Annotated in this window: 13 protein-coding genes and 4 tRNA genes; 7 read left to right on the top strand and 10 right to left on the bottom strand. The window is 69.5% G+C overall.

What is annotated here, in order from left to right; all coding sequences use genetic code 11:
- The first annotated feature begins 57 nt into the window (after positions 1 to 57).
- From ACIPK3_RS29250 to purM, 4 genes are all read left to right on the top strand, one after another.
- Complete coding sequence (locus ACIPK3_RS29250; RefSeq protein ID WP_402574443.1) at positions 58 to 855, top strand: sterol carrier family protein; 798 nt, start codon at positions 58 to 60, stop codon at positions 853 to 855.
- A gap of 65 nt (positions 856 to 920) precedes the next feature.
- Positions 921 to 1430: an META domain-containing protein gene (locus tag ACIPK3_RS29245; RefSeq protein WP_402574441.1), complete on the top strand. Its 510-nt coding sequence runs from the start codon at positions 921 to 923 to the stop codon at positions 1428 to 1430.
- Positions 1431 to 1503: 73 nt separating this feature from the next.
- A complete protein-coding gene (purF, locus tag ACIPK3_RS29240) occupies positions 1504 to 3033 on the top strand; it encodes an amidophosphoribosyltransferase (protein ID WP_402574439.1) in 1530 nt (509 codons plus the stop codon).
- A gap of 34 nt (positions 3034 to 3067) precedes the next feature.
- Positions 3068 to 4132, top strand: a complete 1065-nt coding sequence (gene purM / locus ACIPK3_RS29235) for a phosphoribosylformylglycinamidine cyclo-ligase (RefSeq protein WP_402574437.1) — start codon at positions 3068 to 3070, stop codon at positions 4130 to 4132.
- A 211-nt stretch (positions 4133 to 4343) separates the two neighbouring features.
- On the opposite strand, the gene ACIPK3_RS29230 is transcribed toward purM, so the two are convergent.
- Both ACIPK3_RS29230 and ACIPK3_RS29225 read right to left on the bottom strand, forming a co-directional pair.
- On the bottom strand, positions 4344 to 4598 hold the full coding sequence (locus tag ACIPK3_RS29230) for a DUF3073 domain-containing protein (RefSeq protein WP_402574435.1): 255 nt from the start codon (positions 4596 to 4598) through the stop codon (positions 4344 to 4346).
- 293 nt (positions 4599 to 4891) lie between these two features.
- Entirely contained in the window at positions 4892 to 5995 is a 1104-nt protein-coding gene (locus ACIPK3_RS29225; protein ID WP_402574433.1) for a Leu/Phe/Val dehydrogenase, read from the bottom strand.
- Positions 5996 to 6195: 200 nt separating this feature from the next.
- Here ACIPK3_RS29225 and ACIPK3_RS29220 point away from each other — a divergent pair, with 200 nt between their 5' ends.
- Complete coding sequence (locus ACIPK3_RS29220) at positions 6196 to 7038, top strand: hypothetical protein (RefSeq protein WP_402574431.1); 843 nt, start codon at positions 6196 to 6198, stop codon at positions 7036 to 7038.
- Positions 7039 to 7584: 546 nt separating this feature from the next.
- Complete coding sequence (gene bldC / locus ACIPK3_RS29215; RefSeq protein WP_003949541.1) at positions 7585 to 7791, top strand: developmental transcriptional regulator BldC; 207 nt, start codon at positions 7585 to 7587, stop codon at positions 7789 to 7791.
- Positions 7792 to 8236: 445 nt separating this feature from the next.
- Here bldC and ACIPK3_RS29210 read toward each other — a convergent pair whose 3' ends face one another.
- From ACIPK3_RS29210 to ACIPK3_RS29175, 8 genes are all read right to left on the bottom strand, one after another.
- Entirely contained in the window at positions 8237 to 8428 is a 192-nt protein-coding gene (locus tag ACIPK3_RS29210; protein ID WP_402574429.1) for a DUF6274 family protein, read from the bottom strand.
- 349 nt (positions 8429 to 8777) lie between these two features.
- Positions 8778 to 8852, bottom strand: a tRNA-Asp gene (locus tag ACIPK3_RS29205).
- Between the two features lie 111 nt (positions 8853 to 8963).
- On the bottom strand, positions 8964 to 12935 hold the full coding sequence (gene hrpA / locus ACIPK3_RS29200; RefSeq protein ID WP_402574428.1) for an ATP-dependent RNA helicase HrpA: 3972 nt from the start codon (positions 12933 to 12935) through the stop codon (positions 8964 to 8966).
- Between the two features lie 60 nt (positions 12936 to 12995).
- Positions 12996 to 13307, bottom strand: a complete 312-nt coding sequence (locus ACIPK3_RS29195; protein ID WP_402574427.1) for a hypothetical protein — start codon at positions 13305 to 13307, stop codon at positions 12996 to 12998.
- 126 nt (positions 13308 to 13433) lie between these two features.
- A tRNA-Phe gene (locus ACIPK3_RS29190) sits at positions 13434 to 13507 on the bottom strand.
- Between the two features lie 25 nt (positions 13508 to 13532).
- Positions 13533 to 13607, bottom strand: a tRNA-Asp gene (locus tag ACIPK3_RS29185).
- 37 nt (positions 13608 to 13644) lie between these two features.
- A tRNA-Glu gene (locus ACIPK3_RS29180) sits at positions 13645 to 13717 on the bottom strand.
- Between the two features lie 80 nt (positions 13718 to 13797).
- Positions 13798 to 15288 (bottom strand): metallophosphoesterase, encoded by a 1491-nt coding sequence (locus tag ACIPK3_RS29175; protein WP_402574425.1) that lies wholly within the window; start codon positions 15286 to 15288, stop codon positions 13798 to 13800.
- A gap of 122 nt (positions 15289 to 15410) precedes the next feature.
- On the opposite strand from ACIPK3_RS29175, the gene ACIPK3_RS29170 reads away from it, so the two are divergent.
- Positions 15411 to 15761 (top strand): metallopeptidase family protein, encoded by a 351-nt coding sequence (locus ACIPK3_RS29170; protein WP_402574423.1) that lies wholly within the window; start codon positions 15411 to 15413, stop codon positions 15759 to 15761.
- The last annotated feature ends 73 nt before the right edge of the window (positions 15762 to 15834 follow it).

Below are 15834 nucleotides of genomic sequence, written 5' to 3'. Positions count from 1 at the left end.
GACGTGAAGGCCCCGCCCGTTCCGACGGGCGGGGCTCGAACGCATAGGGTCTCCGTCATGCCCACGGCCAGGAAGCGCGCCCGCACCTACGACCCCGTAAAGACCCGCCGGGCGGTGCTCGCCCAGCTCGGCAACGTGCGGGAGGCCGTCCGCGCCCTCGAGCCCGGGCAACTCGCCCTTCCCACCCGGCTCGGCGAGTGGACCGTGGGGGACCTCGTCACGCACATCGGAACAACGGTCACCGCCGTGCACCGTGCCCTCGACCTGCCGCGGCCCGCGAAACAGGACACCCTGCTCGTGGACTGGCCCCTCGCGACCGCCGCCGTCTCCCCGGCCGCCGCGGACCTCACCGCCGGGCTCGCACCGGAACACCAGGACCTCGACGCCTACCTCACCGACGTCGACCGCGGCCTCCGTCTGCTCCTCGAAGAGCACCCCGGCACCCGGCTCCTGGCGACCGACGCGGGCGCCCTGCCGCTGGACGACTACCTGGTCACCCGGGCCGTCGTACTCGTCGTCCACACCGACGACCTGAACGCCGCCCTGCCGGGCATCGAGGTGCCGTACGACCGTCAGGCCCTCGCCGCCGCCACCCGCATCCTCGCCGACGCGCTCGCCGCCAAGGCCCCCGGTGGAGCCACCGAGGTGCGGATCCCGCCGTACGCCGTCGTGCAGTGCGTCGAAGGGCCCCGGCACACCCGGGGCACCCCGCCGAACGTGGTCGAGACCGACCCGCTCACCTGGCTCCGGCTCGCCACCGGACGGCTTGACTGGACGGAGGCGCTCGCGGCGGCGAAGGTCGGCGCGAGCGGGGAACGGGCGGACCTCGGGGACCTGCTGCCGCTGATGCCGTAGCGGGAATCAGGGGGAATCAGCGGGAAGGGGGGAACCGGTCGTGCCTGCCGTTCCGTCCAACCCGCATGGACAGGCAGCACAGGCACATTCAGCGACTGACCGTCGCCGCCGCCGTCGCGCTCGTCCCCCTCGCGACGGCCTGCGGCACCGAACCCGCGGACGGCGGATCCGCCGGAGCCCCGCCCGGCGTCCACCGCAGCGCCGGCGGTGTCACGGCGGACGGTGACGTCCCGCTCCGCGGCACCCGCTGGACCGTCACGGCACTCGGCGCCCACGGCACCGCCACCGCGCCACCGGCGAACGCCGACGCGCATCTCACCTTCGACCGGAGGACCGGCAAGGTCGTCGGCCGTCTCGGCTGCAACCATGTGTCCGCGCGGGCCACGGTGCGCGACGCCCGTATTACCCTGGGCTCCGCTCTCACGACCCGAATGATGTGCGACGCCTCACTCATGCACACCGAAAAGAGCCTGCTGCGCTTCTTCGGCGGCACCGTCAGCTATCGCATCGATCAACGCACCCTCACGCTGACCAGCCAAAACGGTGAGACCGTGACAGCCGAGGCGAAGATGTGAGCACAGCGGACCGCACGGTTTTGGACCATTGGCCAATTCGGACCAGTGGTCGATCTCGCCTACACTCGGTGCCGTGCCACGTGGTGACGGTCGACTCAATCACGATCTGCTCCCCGGTGAGAAAGGCCCCCAGGACGCTTGTGGCGTCTTCGGTGTCTGGGCTCCGGGCGAAGAGGTCGCAAAGCTCACGTACTTCGGGCTCTACGCCCTCCAGCACCGGGGCCAGGAATCCGCGGGAATCGCGGTCAGCAACGGCTCCCAGATCCTCGTCTTCAAGGACATGGGCCTTGTCTCCCAGGTCTTCGACGAAACCTCGCTCGGTTCGCTCCAGGGTCATATCGCGGTCGGTCACGCCCGCTACTCGACCACCGGCGCCTCCGTGTGGGAGAACGCCCAGCCGACGTTCCGGGCCACCGCGCACGGTTCCATCGCGCTGGGTCACAACGGCAACCTGGTCAACACGGCGCGACTCGCCGAGATGGTCGCCGACCTCCCCAAGGACACCAACGGCCGGTCCACCCGGGTCGCCGCCACCAACGACACCGACCTGCTCACCGCGCTGCTCGCGGCCCAGGTCGACGAGGACGGCAAGCCGCTGACCATCGAGGAGGCCGCGCACGCGATCCTCCCGCAGGTCAAGGGCGCCTTCTCGCTCGTCTTCATGGACGAGCACACCCTCTACGCGGCCCGCGACCCGCAGGGCATCCGCCCGCTGGTCCTCGGCCGGCTGGAGCGCGGCTGGGTGGTCGCCTCCGAGAGCGCCGCCCTCGACATCTGCGGTGCCAGTTTCGTCCGCGAGATCGAGCCGGGCGAGTTCGTCGCCGTCGACGAGAACGGCCTGCGTACTTCACGGTTCGCGGAAGCGAAGCCCAAGGGCTGTGTCTTCGAGTACGTGTACCTGGCCCGCCCCGACACCGACATCGCCGGGCGCAACGTCCACCTCTCCCGTGTCGAGATGGGCCGCCGCCTCGCCAAGGAGGCCCCCGTCGAGGCCGACCTGGTGATAGCGACCCCGGAATCGGGCACTCCGGCCGCCATCGGCTACGCCGAGGCCTCGGGCATCCCGTTCGGCGCCGGACTGGTCAAGAACGCGTATGTCGGCCGGACCTTCATCCAGCCCTCACAGACCATCCGTCAGCTCGGCATCAGGCTGAAGCTGAACCCGCTCAAGGAAGTCATCAAGGGCAAGCGCCTGGTCGTCGTGGACGACTCGATCGTGCGCGGCAACACCCAGCGCGCGCTGGTGCGCATGCTCCGCGAGGCGGGCGCGGCCGAGGTCCACATCCGGATCTCCTCGCCGCCCGTGAAGTGGCCGTGCTTCTTCGGCATCGACTTCGCCACCCGTGCCGAACTGATCGCCAACGGCATGAGCATCGAGGAGATCGGCACCTCGCTCGGCGCCGACTCGCTGGCCTACATCTCCATCGACGGCATGATCGAGGCGACTGCCATCGCCAAGCCGAACCTGTGCCGTGCCTGCTTCGACGGCGAGTACCCGATGGAACTCCCGGACCCCGAACTGCTCGGCAAGCAGCTTCTGGAGACCGAACTGGCCGCGGGTCCCGCCGCCACGGCTGCGGCCGACGCCATCCGTCGCCCGTAATACCTGTAGTACGACACGAAAGTTCTCACATCCCATGACTGAGACCACGGGTGCCAGCTACGCGGGCGCGGGCGTCGACATCGAGGCGGGCGACCGCGCGGTTGAGCTGATGAAGGAGTGGGTGAAGAAGACCCGGCGTCCCGAGGTCCTCGGCGGCCTCGGCGGATTCGCCGGTCTCTTCGACGCCTCCGCCCTCAAGCGGTACGAGCGCCCGCTGCTCGCCTCCGCCACGGACGGTGTCGGCACCAAGGTCGACATCGCCCGGCAGCTGGGCGTGTACGACACGATCGGCCACGACCTGGTCGCCATGGTCATGGACGACATCGTGGTGTGCGGCGCCGAGCCGCTGTTCATGACCGACTACATCTGCGTCGGCAAGGTCCACCCCGAGCGGGTCGCCGCCATCGTCAAGGGCATCGCCGAAGGCTGTGTGCTGGCCGGCTGCGCCCTGGTGGGCGGCGAGACGGCCGAGCACCCGGGTCTGCTGGGCGCGGACGACTTCGACGTCGCCGGCGCGGGTACGGGCGTCGTGGAGGCCGACCGGCTGCTCGGCGCGGATCGTATCCGTACGGGTGACGCGGTGATCGCCATGGCGTCCTCCGGGCTTCACTCGAACGGGTACTCCCTGGTTCGGCATGTCCTGCTGAACCGGGCGGGCATGTCGCTGGACGCGCGCGTGGAGGAACTCGGCCGCACCCTGGGCGAGGAGCTCCTGGAGCCGACCAAGATCTACTCGCTGGACTGCCTGGCCCTCATGCGCACCGCCGAGGTGCACGCCTTCAGCCATGTCACCGGGGGCGGGCTCGCCGCCAACCTGGCCCGGGTCGTCCCGGACGGGCTGCACGCGGTCGTCGACCGGTCCACCTGGACCCCGGGCGCGATCTTCGACCTTGTCGGCAGGACCGGTGACGTCGAGCGCCTGGAGCTGGAGAAGACCCTCAACATGGGCGTCGGCATGATCGCCGTCGTGCCGGGCGAGTCGGTGGACGTGGCCCTCGCCACGCTGGCCGACCGCGGGGTCGACGCGTGGGTCGCGGGCGAGATCACCGAGCGGGGCGATCACACGACCGGCGCCGAGCTGGTCGGCGACTACGCCTGACCGGTCGGCGACCACACCCGACTGGTCGGCGATCACAACCGACCGTCCCGGGCCTGCCCCTGTCCTTCCTGGGGCAGGCAGCCCCGGAAACGGCGGCGTCTTCTGCCTGCGCAGGCAGCACGAAACCCGGTCCGAGCTGAAGGCCCGGACCGGGTGAGTGCAGAGGTTACGGAGCTTTGATCACCGTCACCGAACCGCGAAGTGTGCCGCGTCAAGCACCGCGACGTTGCGACGCGGGACCGGACTCGCCGTCCTCGTCGTCCTCATCGTCGTTGTACAAATCCGCGTACTGGGCGTACGGGTCGTCTTCGTCGTCGTCGTCCTCGAACGGCTCGCCGTTCGGCGGCTGGTTCGAAGTCGAAGCGCCCAGCTCGTTGGCCAGACGCGACAGGTCAGTCCCGCCGCTGTTGTACTTCAGCTGGCGGGCGACCTTCGTCTGCTTGGCCTTGGCCCGGCCGCGCCCCATGGCTCGACCCCCTCGGTGACGGGGCTCGACGGCCCCAGAGTCTTGACACGCGTTCATGATCTGGAACGGGCTCTCCAGGGAGAGACCGGTCCGTAGGGCTTCCACGGTACCTGAGCCCGCGCCCATACGGTACGTCGCCCGCAGCACGTGCCTCGGCACACAACCCGCGAGGCGCCCTGTCCTCGCTGGTCAACCGCGATTTTAACCACTTATTGGCGTCCGACCCGCCGACGAACGTGAGAGTTCTCTCGAACCGCCCGCCGACGGGTACCGGAAGAGCCGCGCGCGGAAGGTCAGCGCCCGCGCGCGGCGGCGGCCTCGTACATCAGCTGCTCGGCGATGCGGTCGGCGGCCGCGGCCGGCGGAATCCCGTCCTCCTTCGCGCGTGCGAAGATCGAAAGCGTGGTGTCGAAGATCTTCGCCGCCTTGGCCTTGCACCGGTCGAAGTCGAACCCGTGCAGTTCGTCGGCGACCTGGATGACACCGCCGGCGTTCACCACGTAGTCCGGCGCGTAGAGGATCCCGCGGTCGGCGAGGTCCTTCTCCACCCCCGGGTGGGCCAGCTGGTTGTTGGCGGCGCCGCACACCACGCCGGCGGTGAGCACCGGCACGGAGTCGTCGTTCAGGGCCCCGCCGAGCGCACACGGCGCGTAGATGTCGAGCCCCTCGACCCGGATCAGGGCCTCGGTGTCGGCGACCGCCGTCACACCCTGCGTGTACTGGCCGAGGACCCGCCGCACGGCGTCCGCGCGCACGTCCGTGATCACGACCTCCGCGCCCTCGTCCCGCAGGTGCCGCACGAGGTGGTGGCCGACCTTGCCGACGCCCGCGATGCCGACCCTGCGGCCGCGCAGCGAGGGGTCGCCCCACAGGTGCTGCGCGCTGGCGCGCATGCCCTGGTAGACGCCGAAGGCGGTGAGGACGGAGGAGTCGCCCGCGCCGCCGTTCTCCGGGGAGCGTCCGGTGGTCCAGCGGCACTCACGGGCCACCACGTCCATGTCGGCGACGTACGTGCCGACGTCGCACGCGGTGACGTAGCGCCCGCCGAGCGAGGCGACCATGCGCCCGTAGGCGAGCAGGAGTTCCTCGGTCTTGTCCCGCTCGGGGTCGCCGATGATGACGGCCTTGCCGCCGCCGTGGCCGAGACCGGCCATGGCGTTCTTGTACGACATTCCGCGCGCGAGGTTGAGGGCGTCGGCGACGGCCTCCGCCTCGGTCGCGTACGGGTAGAAACGCGTACCGCCGAGCGCGGGGCCCAGGGCGGTGGAGTGGATGGCGATGACGGCCTTGAGTCCGCTGGCGCGGTCCTGACAGAGCACTACTTGCTCATGACCCCCCTGCTCCGACCGGAACAGGGTGTGCAGTACATCAGCAGGTGCGCCAATTACGTCGGTCACTGTGGTGACTCCCAGGTAAGTAGCGACGGTCGAGAGACCAGCTCCCGTGCGGGTGGCGGGTGCTGTGGCATGAGCGTAGAGCCTGTGCCCGCCCACCATCCCGGCAGTGTTCAGGATCACTCTCTCGCGGCTTACGCGCACGCGTGCGCGTGGCACGATCGGCAGTGTTTCCCGCGGGTTCCGGTGGGGAGGGAGCAGGCGTGCCCAAGGTGTCCTCCGTGATCGTCCCCTACGCGGCGTACCTGCGTGTGTACGAGCCGTTGGCCGCCTTCCCGGAGCCGGAGCGCGGACACTGGGCGCGCTACGCCCTCCGCACCGAGCGCCCCTCCTGTCAGGACGAATTGCGCCGCTCCCTTGCCGATCTGCTGCCCACCCCGCCGGTGGCGGTCCCGGTGCACGAGAGCGGCGACGCCTTCGTGCTGGACGTCGACGGGGTGGTCTGTGTCTGCCCCTGGCGCACCCGGCTGCGCGGCTGGCAGGCCCTCGACGAGCTGTCCGGGGAGTTCCCGCCCGCGGTCCTGGACGCGGTGCTCCCCGAGGTGGTGCGCCGGCAGGCCGCCCAGGACTACGAGCGCTGGCTGGCCCGCAACCCCGACGCCCGCCCCTGGATCCGCACCGCGACCTGGCAGGTGCCGCTGAACTGGTTCGTGCTGGTCTCGGACGAGGAGCGGGAGTACACGAAGGGGACCGCCGAGGAGGCCCCCGTGCTGCGCTACCGCACGCCGATGGTGCAGGCCAGGCGGCGGGTGGCGCGCGGGCTGCGCACCCTCAGGGACGCCATCGAGGAGGGGCCGCTGATCGACGGCCTGGTGGAGGTCGGGCGGTGGCTGGAGGAGTTCCACCCGCGCTCGCTGGTCGAGCTGGACTACGGCGGCCTGGTGCACCTGGTGCCCGCCGCCGAGTTGGAGGGCGACCACTCGGCGGCCGACGTGACCGAGGCCGTGGACGCCCTGCGCCGCGAGGACGGGGCGGCCGCGGGGGAGGCCTACGGGCGGCTGGTGGAACGGTGGCGGACGGTGCGCGACCGGCGCTCCGCGAACTAGCGCCGGGCCACCGGCGGACGTGAGTGACGCACCTCACGCAACCGAACGGCTCGGAAGCACGTACGGTTTACGGCACTTAGAACACCTGACGGGACGTTGGGGCTCTGATCCGGTCTTATACGTCAAGGGTGACGGACCGCACTTACACGGCTCTTGCGTCCCTTGCCACTCCTCGTGCCAAAATAGGACAAGGAGTCCGGGGAAGACTCCTTCCGCCCAACTATGCTCCGCTCTGGGTGGAATCCCTGCATTGCACGCTTTGGGGGGTCTGGTGCCTCCTGCATGCCAGTGTGACTGATCGTCACAGTGGCGTGACTGTCCGCTATGGCATGGTCCATCGGCTTCCGTCGCTGATGAACACCTGGAGGGGCAATTCCATCGGTTTGGCCGACGCGGCTGGACAGATGGTGTAGTTGTAGTGCCGAGGACAAGCCGTTCGTCCTATAACCGACTCGACTCGCGTCCGCCATTTCGGGCAACGCGGGTCAAGGTGCAGAATTTAGAGGAAAGAACCGAGAAGGTTCGGTTCTCCCGAGGAGGCCGCTCATGACCGCTCGCACCCCTGATGCCGAGCCGCTGCTGACCCCCGCCGAGGTCGCCACGATGTTCCGCGTCGACCCCAAGACCGTCACGCGGTGGGCGAAGGCCGGCAAGCTCACGTCGATCCGCACGCTCGGCGGCCACCGCCGCTACCGCGAGGCGGAGGTCCGTGCGCTGCTGGCGGGTATTCCGCAGCAGCGCAGCGAGGCCTGAACAACTCCATAGCCGGGCAGAACGGCTGGTCCCCCAGCCCGCCGAGATGCCCGGAACCCTAAGCTCCAAGCGACACGGGACCTGCCCCAACGGGCCCCGTCAGTCGTGGATCGCGCTGGACTCCGCCGGGTCCAGCGCGATCTTTTTTTGTGCGCCGTGACCCCGGTGAGCGGAAGTCCCGTGAGTGGGGCTGGGGATGGGGGCTGCCGAGTGGGCTTGTGGGTGGGCTTGTCGGAGTCTGAGGGGTGGTGTCCCGGGGGGTGGTGCAATTGCACATATTAAATTGACGTCTTGTAAGGCAGGGGTAAGTTCCGCAGTCCTGAAAACCTATGCGGTGACACCCGTCACATACCAAGCGGCTTGTTGACAATGCCTCGCGTGCGATAGTGGAGCCGCCTGTTCCAGCCGTCCTCGACGGCAAGGCTGTTGACACCGGGATCGCGCATCACGCGCCCGGCACGCTCTCGTCCTCCACGGCGCCCTCCGGAACCTCCGCCCCGCCCGGCCCCGAAGCCATCGCCAGCCGCAGCAGGCGGTGGCAGATCGGGCAGTGCCGGGTCGCATGCCCGTAGGAGGAAGCGGCGGACAGGTGTGCGCGGAGCAACGCCCGCGTCTCGTGCCTGACGGATGCCGCCATACGCCACCTCCAAGGCCGCACAAGGGAACGGGCCCTGTCTTCTGGGTACCGACGGAATGTGACGCCGTCAAGAGTGCGGAGGCCCGGCGGGGCTGCCGCGCGGGGGAGCCGGCCGGACGGCGACGGAAACGACCGAGGCCCGCACCCTGATCGGATGCGGGCCTCAGCCACTGTGCGGTGGAAACGACCGAGGCCCGCACCCTGATCGGATGCGGGCCCCACTCAACATGCGGTCCTGACGGGATTTGCTGTGCCCGATTGCGGCTCCGCCGCGGGCGCGGCGTTCGGGTGTGGTTCGGGAAACGACTGAGGCCCGCACCTTGATCGGATGCGGGCCCCACTCAATATGCGGTCCTGACGGGATTTGAACCCGCGGCCTCCACCTTGACAGGGTGGCGAGCACTCCAAACTGCTCCACAGGACCAGGTTTCGCGGCGCTTTCCTTTCGGCGTTGCGCTGCGAAAAGAGACTGTACAGGAGGGTGGGCCCACGGTCGAACTCACTCTGCGCGCACGCTCGACTACGGGCCGGGGGCCTACGGGACGGCCGCGTCGATCGCCTTGACGATCCGCTTGTCCGACACCGGGTACGCCGTGCCGAGCGCGTGGGCGAAGTAGCTGACCCGCAGTTCCTCGATCATCCACCGGATGTCCAGCACCGCGGCCGGCACCGGCCGCCCCTGCGGCAACTGCTCCAGCAGCCAGGCGTACTCGTCGCGCATCTCGTGGACCTTCTCCATGCGCGTGGTGTCCCGCTGGACCCCCGTCGGCATCTGCTGCAGGCGCCGGTCCACGGCGACCAGATAACGCATCAGGTCTCCCAGCCGACCCACCCCCGCCCACGTCACGAAGCCGGGCTTCACGAGGTCATCCAGCTGCGTCCGAACGTCCGTCAGATTCGCCAGCAGCACGGGGCTCCGTACCGTCTTCAGGCGACGCTCACAGGCCTGCCAGGCAGCCAGTACCTGCTGCACCTGGGCGACCGTACGGACCGTCGTGTCGACGATCTCCGCACGCACCCTCTCGTACAGCTTCCGGAACGACTCCTCGTCCCACACCGGCCCCCCGAACTCCCTGATCAGCTTGTCCGCCGCCGCCATCGCGCAGTCGTCGAACAGTGCCTGTATCGAACCGTGCGGATTGGCGGACAGCGCCAGTTTCTGCGCGTTCGACAGATGCTCGCTCGCGAACTTCGCCGGATTCACCGGAATGTTCCGCAGGATCAGCCGCCGGGTGCCCTTCCACATCGCCTCGGCCTGCTCGGCCTCCGTGTCGAACAGCCGCACCGAGACCGTGTCCCCGTCGTCGACCAGCGCCGGATACGCCTTCACCGGCTGCCCCGCCCGCCGGGTCTCGAAGACCTGTGTGAGGGTTCCGATGCTCCAGTCCGTCAGCCCGGCCCGCTCCAGCGACTCCCCGCCCCGCCGCTCGGCCGTCGCCGCCGCGGCCTGCGAGAGCGCCTGGCGCGCCTTCGGCTTCAGCCGCAGCTTCAGCGCCTCCAGGTCCTTGTCCTCGGCCAGCTTGCGCCGCCGCTCGTCCACGATTCGGAACGTGACCCGCAGATGGTCGGGAATCCTCGCCAGGTCGAAGTCCTCGGCCGTGAACGGCACCCCCACCATGCGCTTCAGCTCACGCGCCATGACCGCCGTGAGCGGCTCCTCACGCGCGGAGCCCGCCTTCTCCAGGAACGCCTTCGCGTAGTTCGGAGCGGGCACGTAGTGACGGCGGATCGGCTTCGGCAGGGACCGGATCAGCTCCGTCACCAACTCCTCCCGAAGCCCCGGGATCTGCCAGTCGAAGCCCTCGTCCGTCACCTGGTTGAGGACCTGGAGCGGAATGTGGACGGTCACACCGTCCGCGTCCGCCCCGGGCTCGAACTGGTACGTCACCCGGAACTTGAGCTGCCCCTGACGCCACGAGTCGGGATAGTCCGACTTCGTGACCGCCTCCGCCGACTCCCGGATGAGCATCTCCCGCTCGAAGTCCAGGAACTCCGGCTGCTCCTGCCGCTTCCGCTTCCACCAGGAGTCGAAGTGCGCGCCGGAGACCACATGCTCCGGAACCCGCTGGTCGTAGAAGTCGAACAGCGTCTCGTCGTCCACCACGATGTTCCGGCGCCGGGCACGGTGCTCCAGCTCCTCGACCTCGCTCAGCAGCCGACGGTTGTCGGCGAAGAACTTGTGATGCGTGCGCCAGTCGCCTTCGACCAGGGCGTTGCGGACGAAAAGCTCGCGGGAGACCTCCGGATCGATACGGCCGTAGTTGACCTTCCGCTGGGCGACGATCGGCACGCCGTACAGCGTGACCTTCTCGTACGCCATCACCGCCGCCTGGTCCTTCTCCCAGTGCGGTTCGCTGTACGTCCGCTTCAGCAGGTGCCCGGCGAGCGGCTCGATCCACTCCGGCTCGATCTTCGCGTTGACCCGCGCCCACAGCCGCGACGTCTCCACCAGCTCCGCCGACATCAGGAAACGCGGCGCCTTCTTGAAGAGCGCCGAGCCCGGGAAGATCGCGAACTTGGCGTTCCGCGCGCCCAGGTACTCGTTCCTGGCGGTGCTCTTGCCGCCGTCCCCCGCGGCGTTCTTCACGTCCTTCATGCCGATGTGCGACAGCAGACCGGCCAGCAGGGACACATGGACGCGCTCGTCGGGCGCGTCCTGCTCGCTCAGGTGGATGCCCATCTGCTTCGCGACCGTGCGCAGCTGGCTGTAGATGTCCTGCCATTCGCGGATGCGCAGGAAGTTCAGGTACTCCTGCTTGCACATGCGCCGGAACGCGGACGAGCCCCGCTCCTTCTGCTGTTCGCGGATGTAACGCCACAGGTTCAGATAGGCGAGGAAGTCACTCGTCTCGTCCTTGAACCGGGCGTGCTGCTGATCGGCCTGCGCCTGCTTGTCGGCCGGGCGTTCGCGCGGGTCCTGGATGGACAGGGCGGCGGCGATGACCATGACCTCGCGGACACAGTCGTTCCTGTCGGCCTCCAGCACCATCCGGGCCAGCCGGGGGTCGACGGGCAGCTGGGCGAGTTTGCGCCCGGTGTCCGTGAGCCGCTTGCGGGCGTCCTTCTGCGCCGGGTCCAGAGCCCCCAGCTCCTGCAACAGCTGCACACCGTCACGGATGTTGCGGTGGTCCGGCGGGTCGATGAACGGGAACTTCTCGATGTCCCCGAGCCCGGCCGCCGTCATCTGGAGGATGACGGACGCCAGATTCGTACGGAGGATCTCCGCGTCCGTGAACTCGGGCCGCGCGTTGAAGTCCTCCTCGCTGTACAGCCGTACGCAGATACCGTCCGACGTACGGCCACAGCGGCCCTTGCGCTGGTTGGCGCTGGCCTGGGAGACCGCCTCGATGGGCAGCCGCTGCACCTTGGTCCGGTGGCTGTAGCGGGAGATGCGGGCGAAACCCGGGTCGATGACGTACTTGATGCCCGGGACGGTCAGCGAGGTCTCGGCGACGTTGGTGGCGAGCACGATCCGGCGGCCGGTGTGCTGCTGGAAGACCCGGTGCTGCTCGGCGTGCGAGAGCCGCGCGTACAACGGCAGCACCTCGGTGAACCGGTAGCGCTTCTTCTCCAGGGCGTCGGCCGTGTCCCGGATCTCCCGCTCACCGGAGAGGAAGACGAGGATGTCGCCCTTGCCCTCCGCCATCAGCTCCTCGACGGCGTCGGTGATCGCGGTGATCTGGTCCCGGTCGGCGTCCTCGGAGTCCTCCTCCAGGAGCGGCCGGTACCGCACCTCCACCGGATACGTCCGTCCGCTGACCTCCACGATCGGCGCGTCGCCGAAGTGCCGGGAGAACCGCTCGGGATCGATGGTCGCCGAGGTGATGACGACCTTCAGATCCGGGCGCTTCGGCAGCAGCTGGGCCAGATAGCCGAGCAGGAAGTCGATGTTCAGGGACCGCTCGTGGGCCTCGTCGATGATGATCGTGTCGTAGGCGCGCAGCTCGCGGTCGGTCTGGACCTCCGCGAGCAGAATGCCGTCCGTCATCAGTTTGATGAAGGTGGCGTCCGGGTTGACCTGGTCCGTGAACCGCACCTTCCAGCCGACCGCCTCGCCCAGCGGGGTGTCCAGCTCCTCGGCCACCCGCTCGGCGACGGTCCGGGCCGCGATACGGCGCGGCTGGGTGTGCCCGATCATGCCCCGGACACCGCGCCCCAGCTCCAGACAGATCTTCGGGATCTGGGTGGTCTTGCCGGAGCCGGTCTCACCGGCGACGATGACGACCTGGTGATCGCGGATGGCCGCCGCGATCTCGTCCTTCTTCTGGCTGACCGGCAGCTGCTCGGGATAGCCGACCGCCGGCACCAGGGCACGCCGCTCGCCCATCCGTGCCTCGGCCCGGCCGACCTCGGTCTCGATCTCGGCGAGAACGGCGGCACGGGCCTCGGGCTTACGGATCTTGCGCGCACCCTCCAGCCTGCGCCCGAGCCGCTGCGCATCGCGCAGCGACAATTCGGTCAGACGGGAGGCGAGGGCGCCGAGGGCGGGGGCAGGATGCGTAGACATACGCGGTCCAGGATCTCACCTCGGAGAAATCCGTGGCGAACGCTTTTGCCCCCGGCCGGGTCACTGCCCCCGCTGTGCGGGCGGCGCCGCCGACGGCTCACGCCCGCGCGACACGTCCCCGAGGGCTATCGCCCGGGCCGTGTTGGACACCGCCTTGATGCCGAGATAGGCCGTGGTCATTCCGCTGACCGCCGTGAACGCGGCCGTCAGCACACCGACGATCACCGACCTGTCACCGTCGAGCCGCCACACCCCGAAGATCGCGACCCCCGCGATCGCCAGATTGCTGACCACCACCGCGAGCAGCCCGTACCGCGCCCGGTCCTTCTCCAGTTCGCTGTCCTGAACGGCCCTCGACTCGTCCCGACCCATCGTCCCCCGCCCCCTGAACTCGTGACCGACCAGGCAGAACGTAGCGCCGGACGACAGTCGTGCCAAGCCACGTGCACAGCCACGAAAAAGGCCCCGATCCGGAGATCGGGGCCTTTTTCGTGGCTGTGGCTGGGGCCGGGGTCGAACCGGCGACCTATCGCTTTTCAGGCGATCGCTCGTACCAACTGAGCTACCCAGCCGCCAAGACCTGTTGAAAGGTCTTAGCGGTCCTGACGGGATTTGAACCCGCGGCCTCCACCTTGACAGGGTGGCGAGCACTCCAAACTGCTCCACAGGACCAGGCTTTGTGTACGACAGTGTCGCACACGATCTTGCGTGCCCCCAACGGGATTCGAACCCGTGCTACCGCCTTGAAAGGGCGGCGTCCTAGGCCGCTAGACGATGAGGGCTATCGGCCCGCCTGGGCGCTTCTCAGCGCGTCGGGGACGTGAGAAGCATATGGGATGGCGGGGAGGATCGCCAAAACGGTTTACGAGCCGGTGGGCGACGGTCCTCCCCGTGGGGTGCGAGAGGGCGTCGGGGGCGGCGTCGCGCCTGGCTTGTTCTCCTCCGCCAGGTGACGGCTGACCTCGGCGGTCGTGAGGCCCAGACCGCCCAGCCTGATCTCGTCCCAGGCCTGGAGGCGCCGGGTGTCCCGGTCGAAGTACAGGATGGACGCCTCGACGGGGTCGGGGTAGCGGCCCTCCACCGCGCGCAGCCCGCTGCCGCCGGTGGAGCCTTCCACGCGCAGCCGGGTGCCGTGCTTCATGACCTCGGTCTGTTCACGGTGCAGGTGCCCGGCCAGCACGAGCGGCACCTCGCCGTCCGTCTCGCGGGCGGCGGCGGGTTCGTGGGCCACGGCCACGTCGACGGGGGTACCCGCGGCCCGCTGGTCGCGCAGCGCGGCCGCCAGCCGTCGGCCGGCCGGGAGTTCCGCCGTGTCGCCGCCGGGCCGGGCGGAGCGGTCGGGGGTGTACTGGGGGTCGCCGATGCCCGCGAACCGCAGGCCCGCGACGGTCCGGGCCCGGCCGTCGTCCAGTACGCGCACGTTCTTCATGCGCCCCAGGTAGCGCTGGGTCAGCGCCGAGTCGTGGTTGCCGCGCACCCAGACGTACGGCACGCCGAGGTCCGCGACCGGGTCGAGGAAGCCGTTCTCCGCCGCGGTGCCGTGGTCCATGGTGTCGCCGGAGTCGACGATCACGTTCACCCTGTACTCGGTCACCAGCGAGGTGATGATCTTCCAGCTCGCCGGGTTGAGGTGGATGTCGGAGACGTGCAGGACCCGGATGGTGGTCGGGTCGGGCCGGTAGGCGGGGAGCGTGGACGTGACGTCGTACAGCCGGGTCACGTTGGTCACCAGACGCGCCAACTCCTTCTGGTAGACGTCGAATTCCGTGACGATGCTGCGCGCGTTGCCGACCAGGGCGGGTGCGGAGGACAGCAGGCCCGAGTACTTCGGTTCCAGGACGGACTTCGGGTTCCAGGTGGCGTACGCGCTCGCCCCGGAGGCGGCCAGCAGGGTGAGGGCGAGGCCGCCGGCGGCGAGGGCGGGGCGGGGGCGGCGGTAGACGGCGAGGCCGAGGGCGGTGGCGCCGGTGACCACGGCGACGCAGGAGCGGACGGCGAGGTCGAGCGTGCCGTTCTGGATGTCCCGGGCGACCTCGTCCTGAAGACCGGCGAGGCGTTCGGGGTGGTCGACCAGGGCCTGGGCGCGGACGGGGTCGAGTTGGTCGACGTTGACGTCGAGGCGGGCGGGTGCGACATGACTGTCGAGGGTGAGCGCGCCCAGCGGCGAGACGTTGATCTTCGTGCCGCCGCTGAGGGAGGGGCGCAGGGCCATGGTGGTGTTCATCGGCCCGATCTGGGTGCGTACGTCGCCCACGACGAGCAGGCCGAGCCAGGCGCCGACGAGGACGATGCCGGCCATGCCGAGAGCGCGGGTCCAGGGGTGCGGTCGGGAGGCGGTGAGGGCGCGGACCATTGGTGCCGTATGCCCGGCCGCGGGGGCGCGTATGCGGGGCGCGTGTGCGGCGGGCGGCGGGGCTCGACGTGGCCGGTGTCGCACGGAGGCCGTACGGCGGTCCGGTGCCGGACAATGGGTCTGTGCTGGAGATGACGCGCGAGGCGTTCGAGGAGCTGGTGGCCGAGGCGTTGGACCGGATCCCGCCGGAGCTGACGCGGCTGATGGACAACGTGGCGGTGTTCGTCGAGGACGAGCCGTCCGCCGAGGATCCCGAACTGCTCGGCCTCTACGAGGGGACGCCGCTGACGGACCGCGGCGAGTGGTACGCGGGTGTGCTGCCGGACCGGATCACGATCTACCGGGGGCCGACGCTGCGGATGTGCGAGACGCGGGAGGACGTGGTCGCGGAGACCGAGGTGACCGTGGTGCACGAAATCGCCCACCATTTCGGGATCGATGACGAACGGCTGCACGCACTCGGCTACGGGTGAGCGTTGGGGCGCGTGTCCTTGTGCGGGGGACGGGAGTTGGGCACGGCGACTCCTTCACCCTCCACCGGAGGTG

The organism is Streptomyces sp. NPDC086787, assembly GCF_044745865.1.
GTDB lineage: Bacteria > Actinomycetota > Actinomycetes > Streptomycetales > Streptomycetaceae > Streptomyces.
Note: the sequence above shows the minus strand (reverse complement) of the source record. Positions and strands in the feature narration are given on the sequence as shown.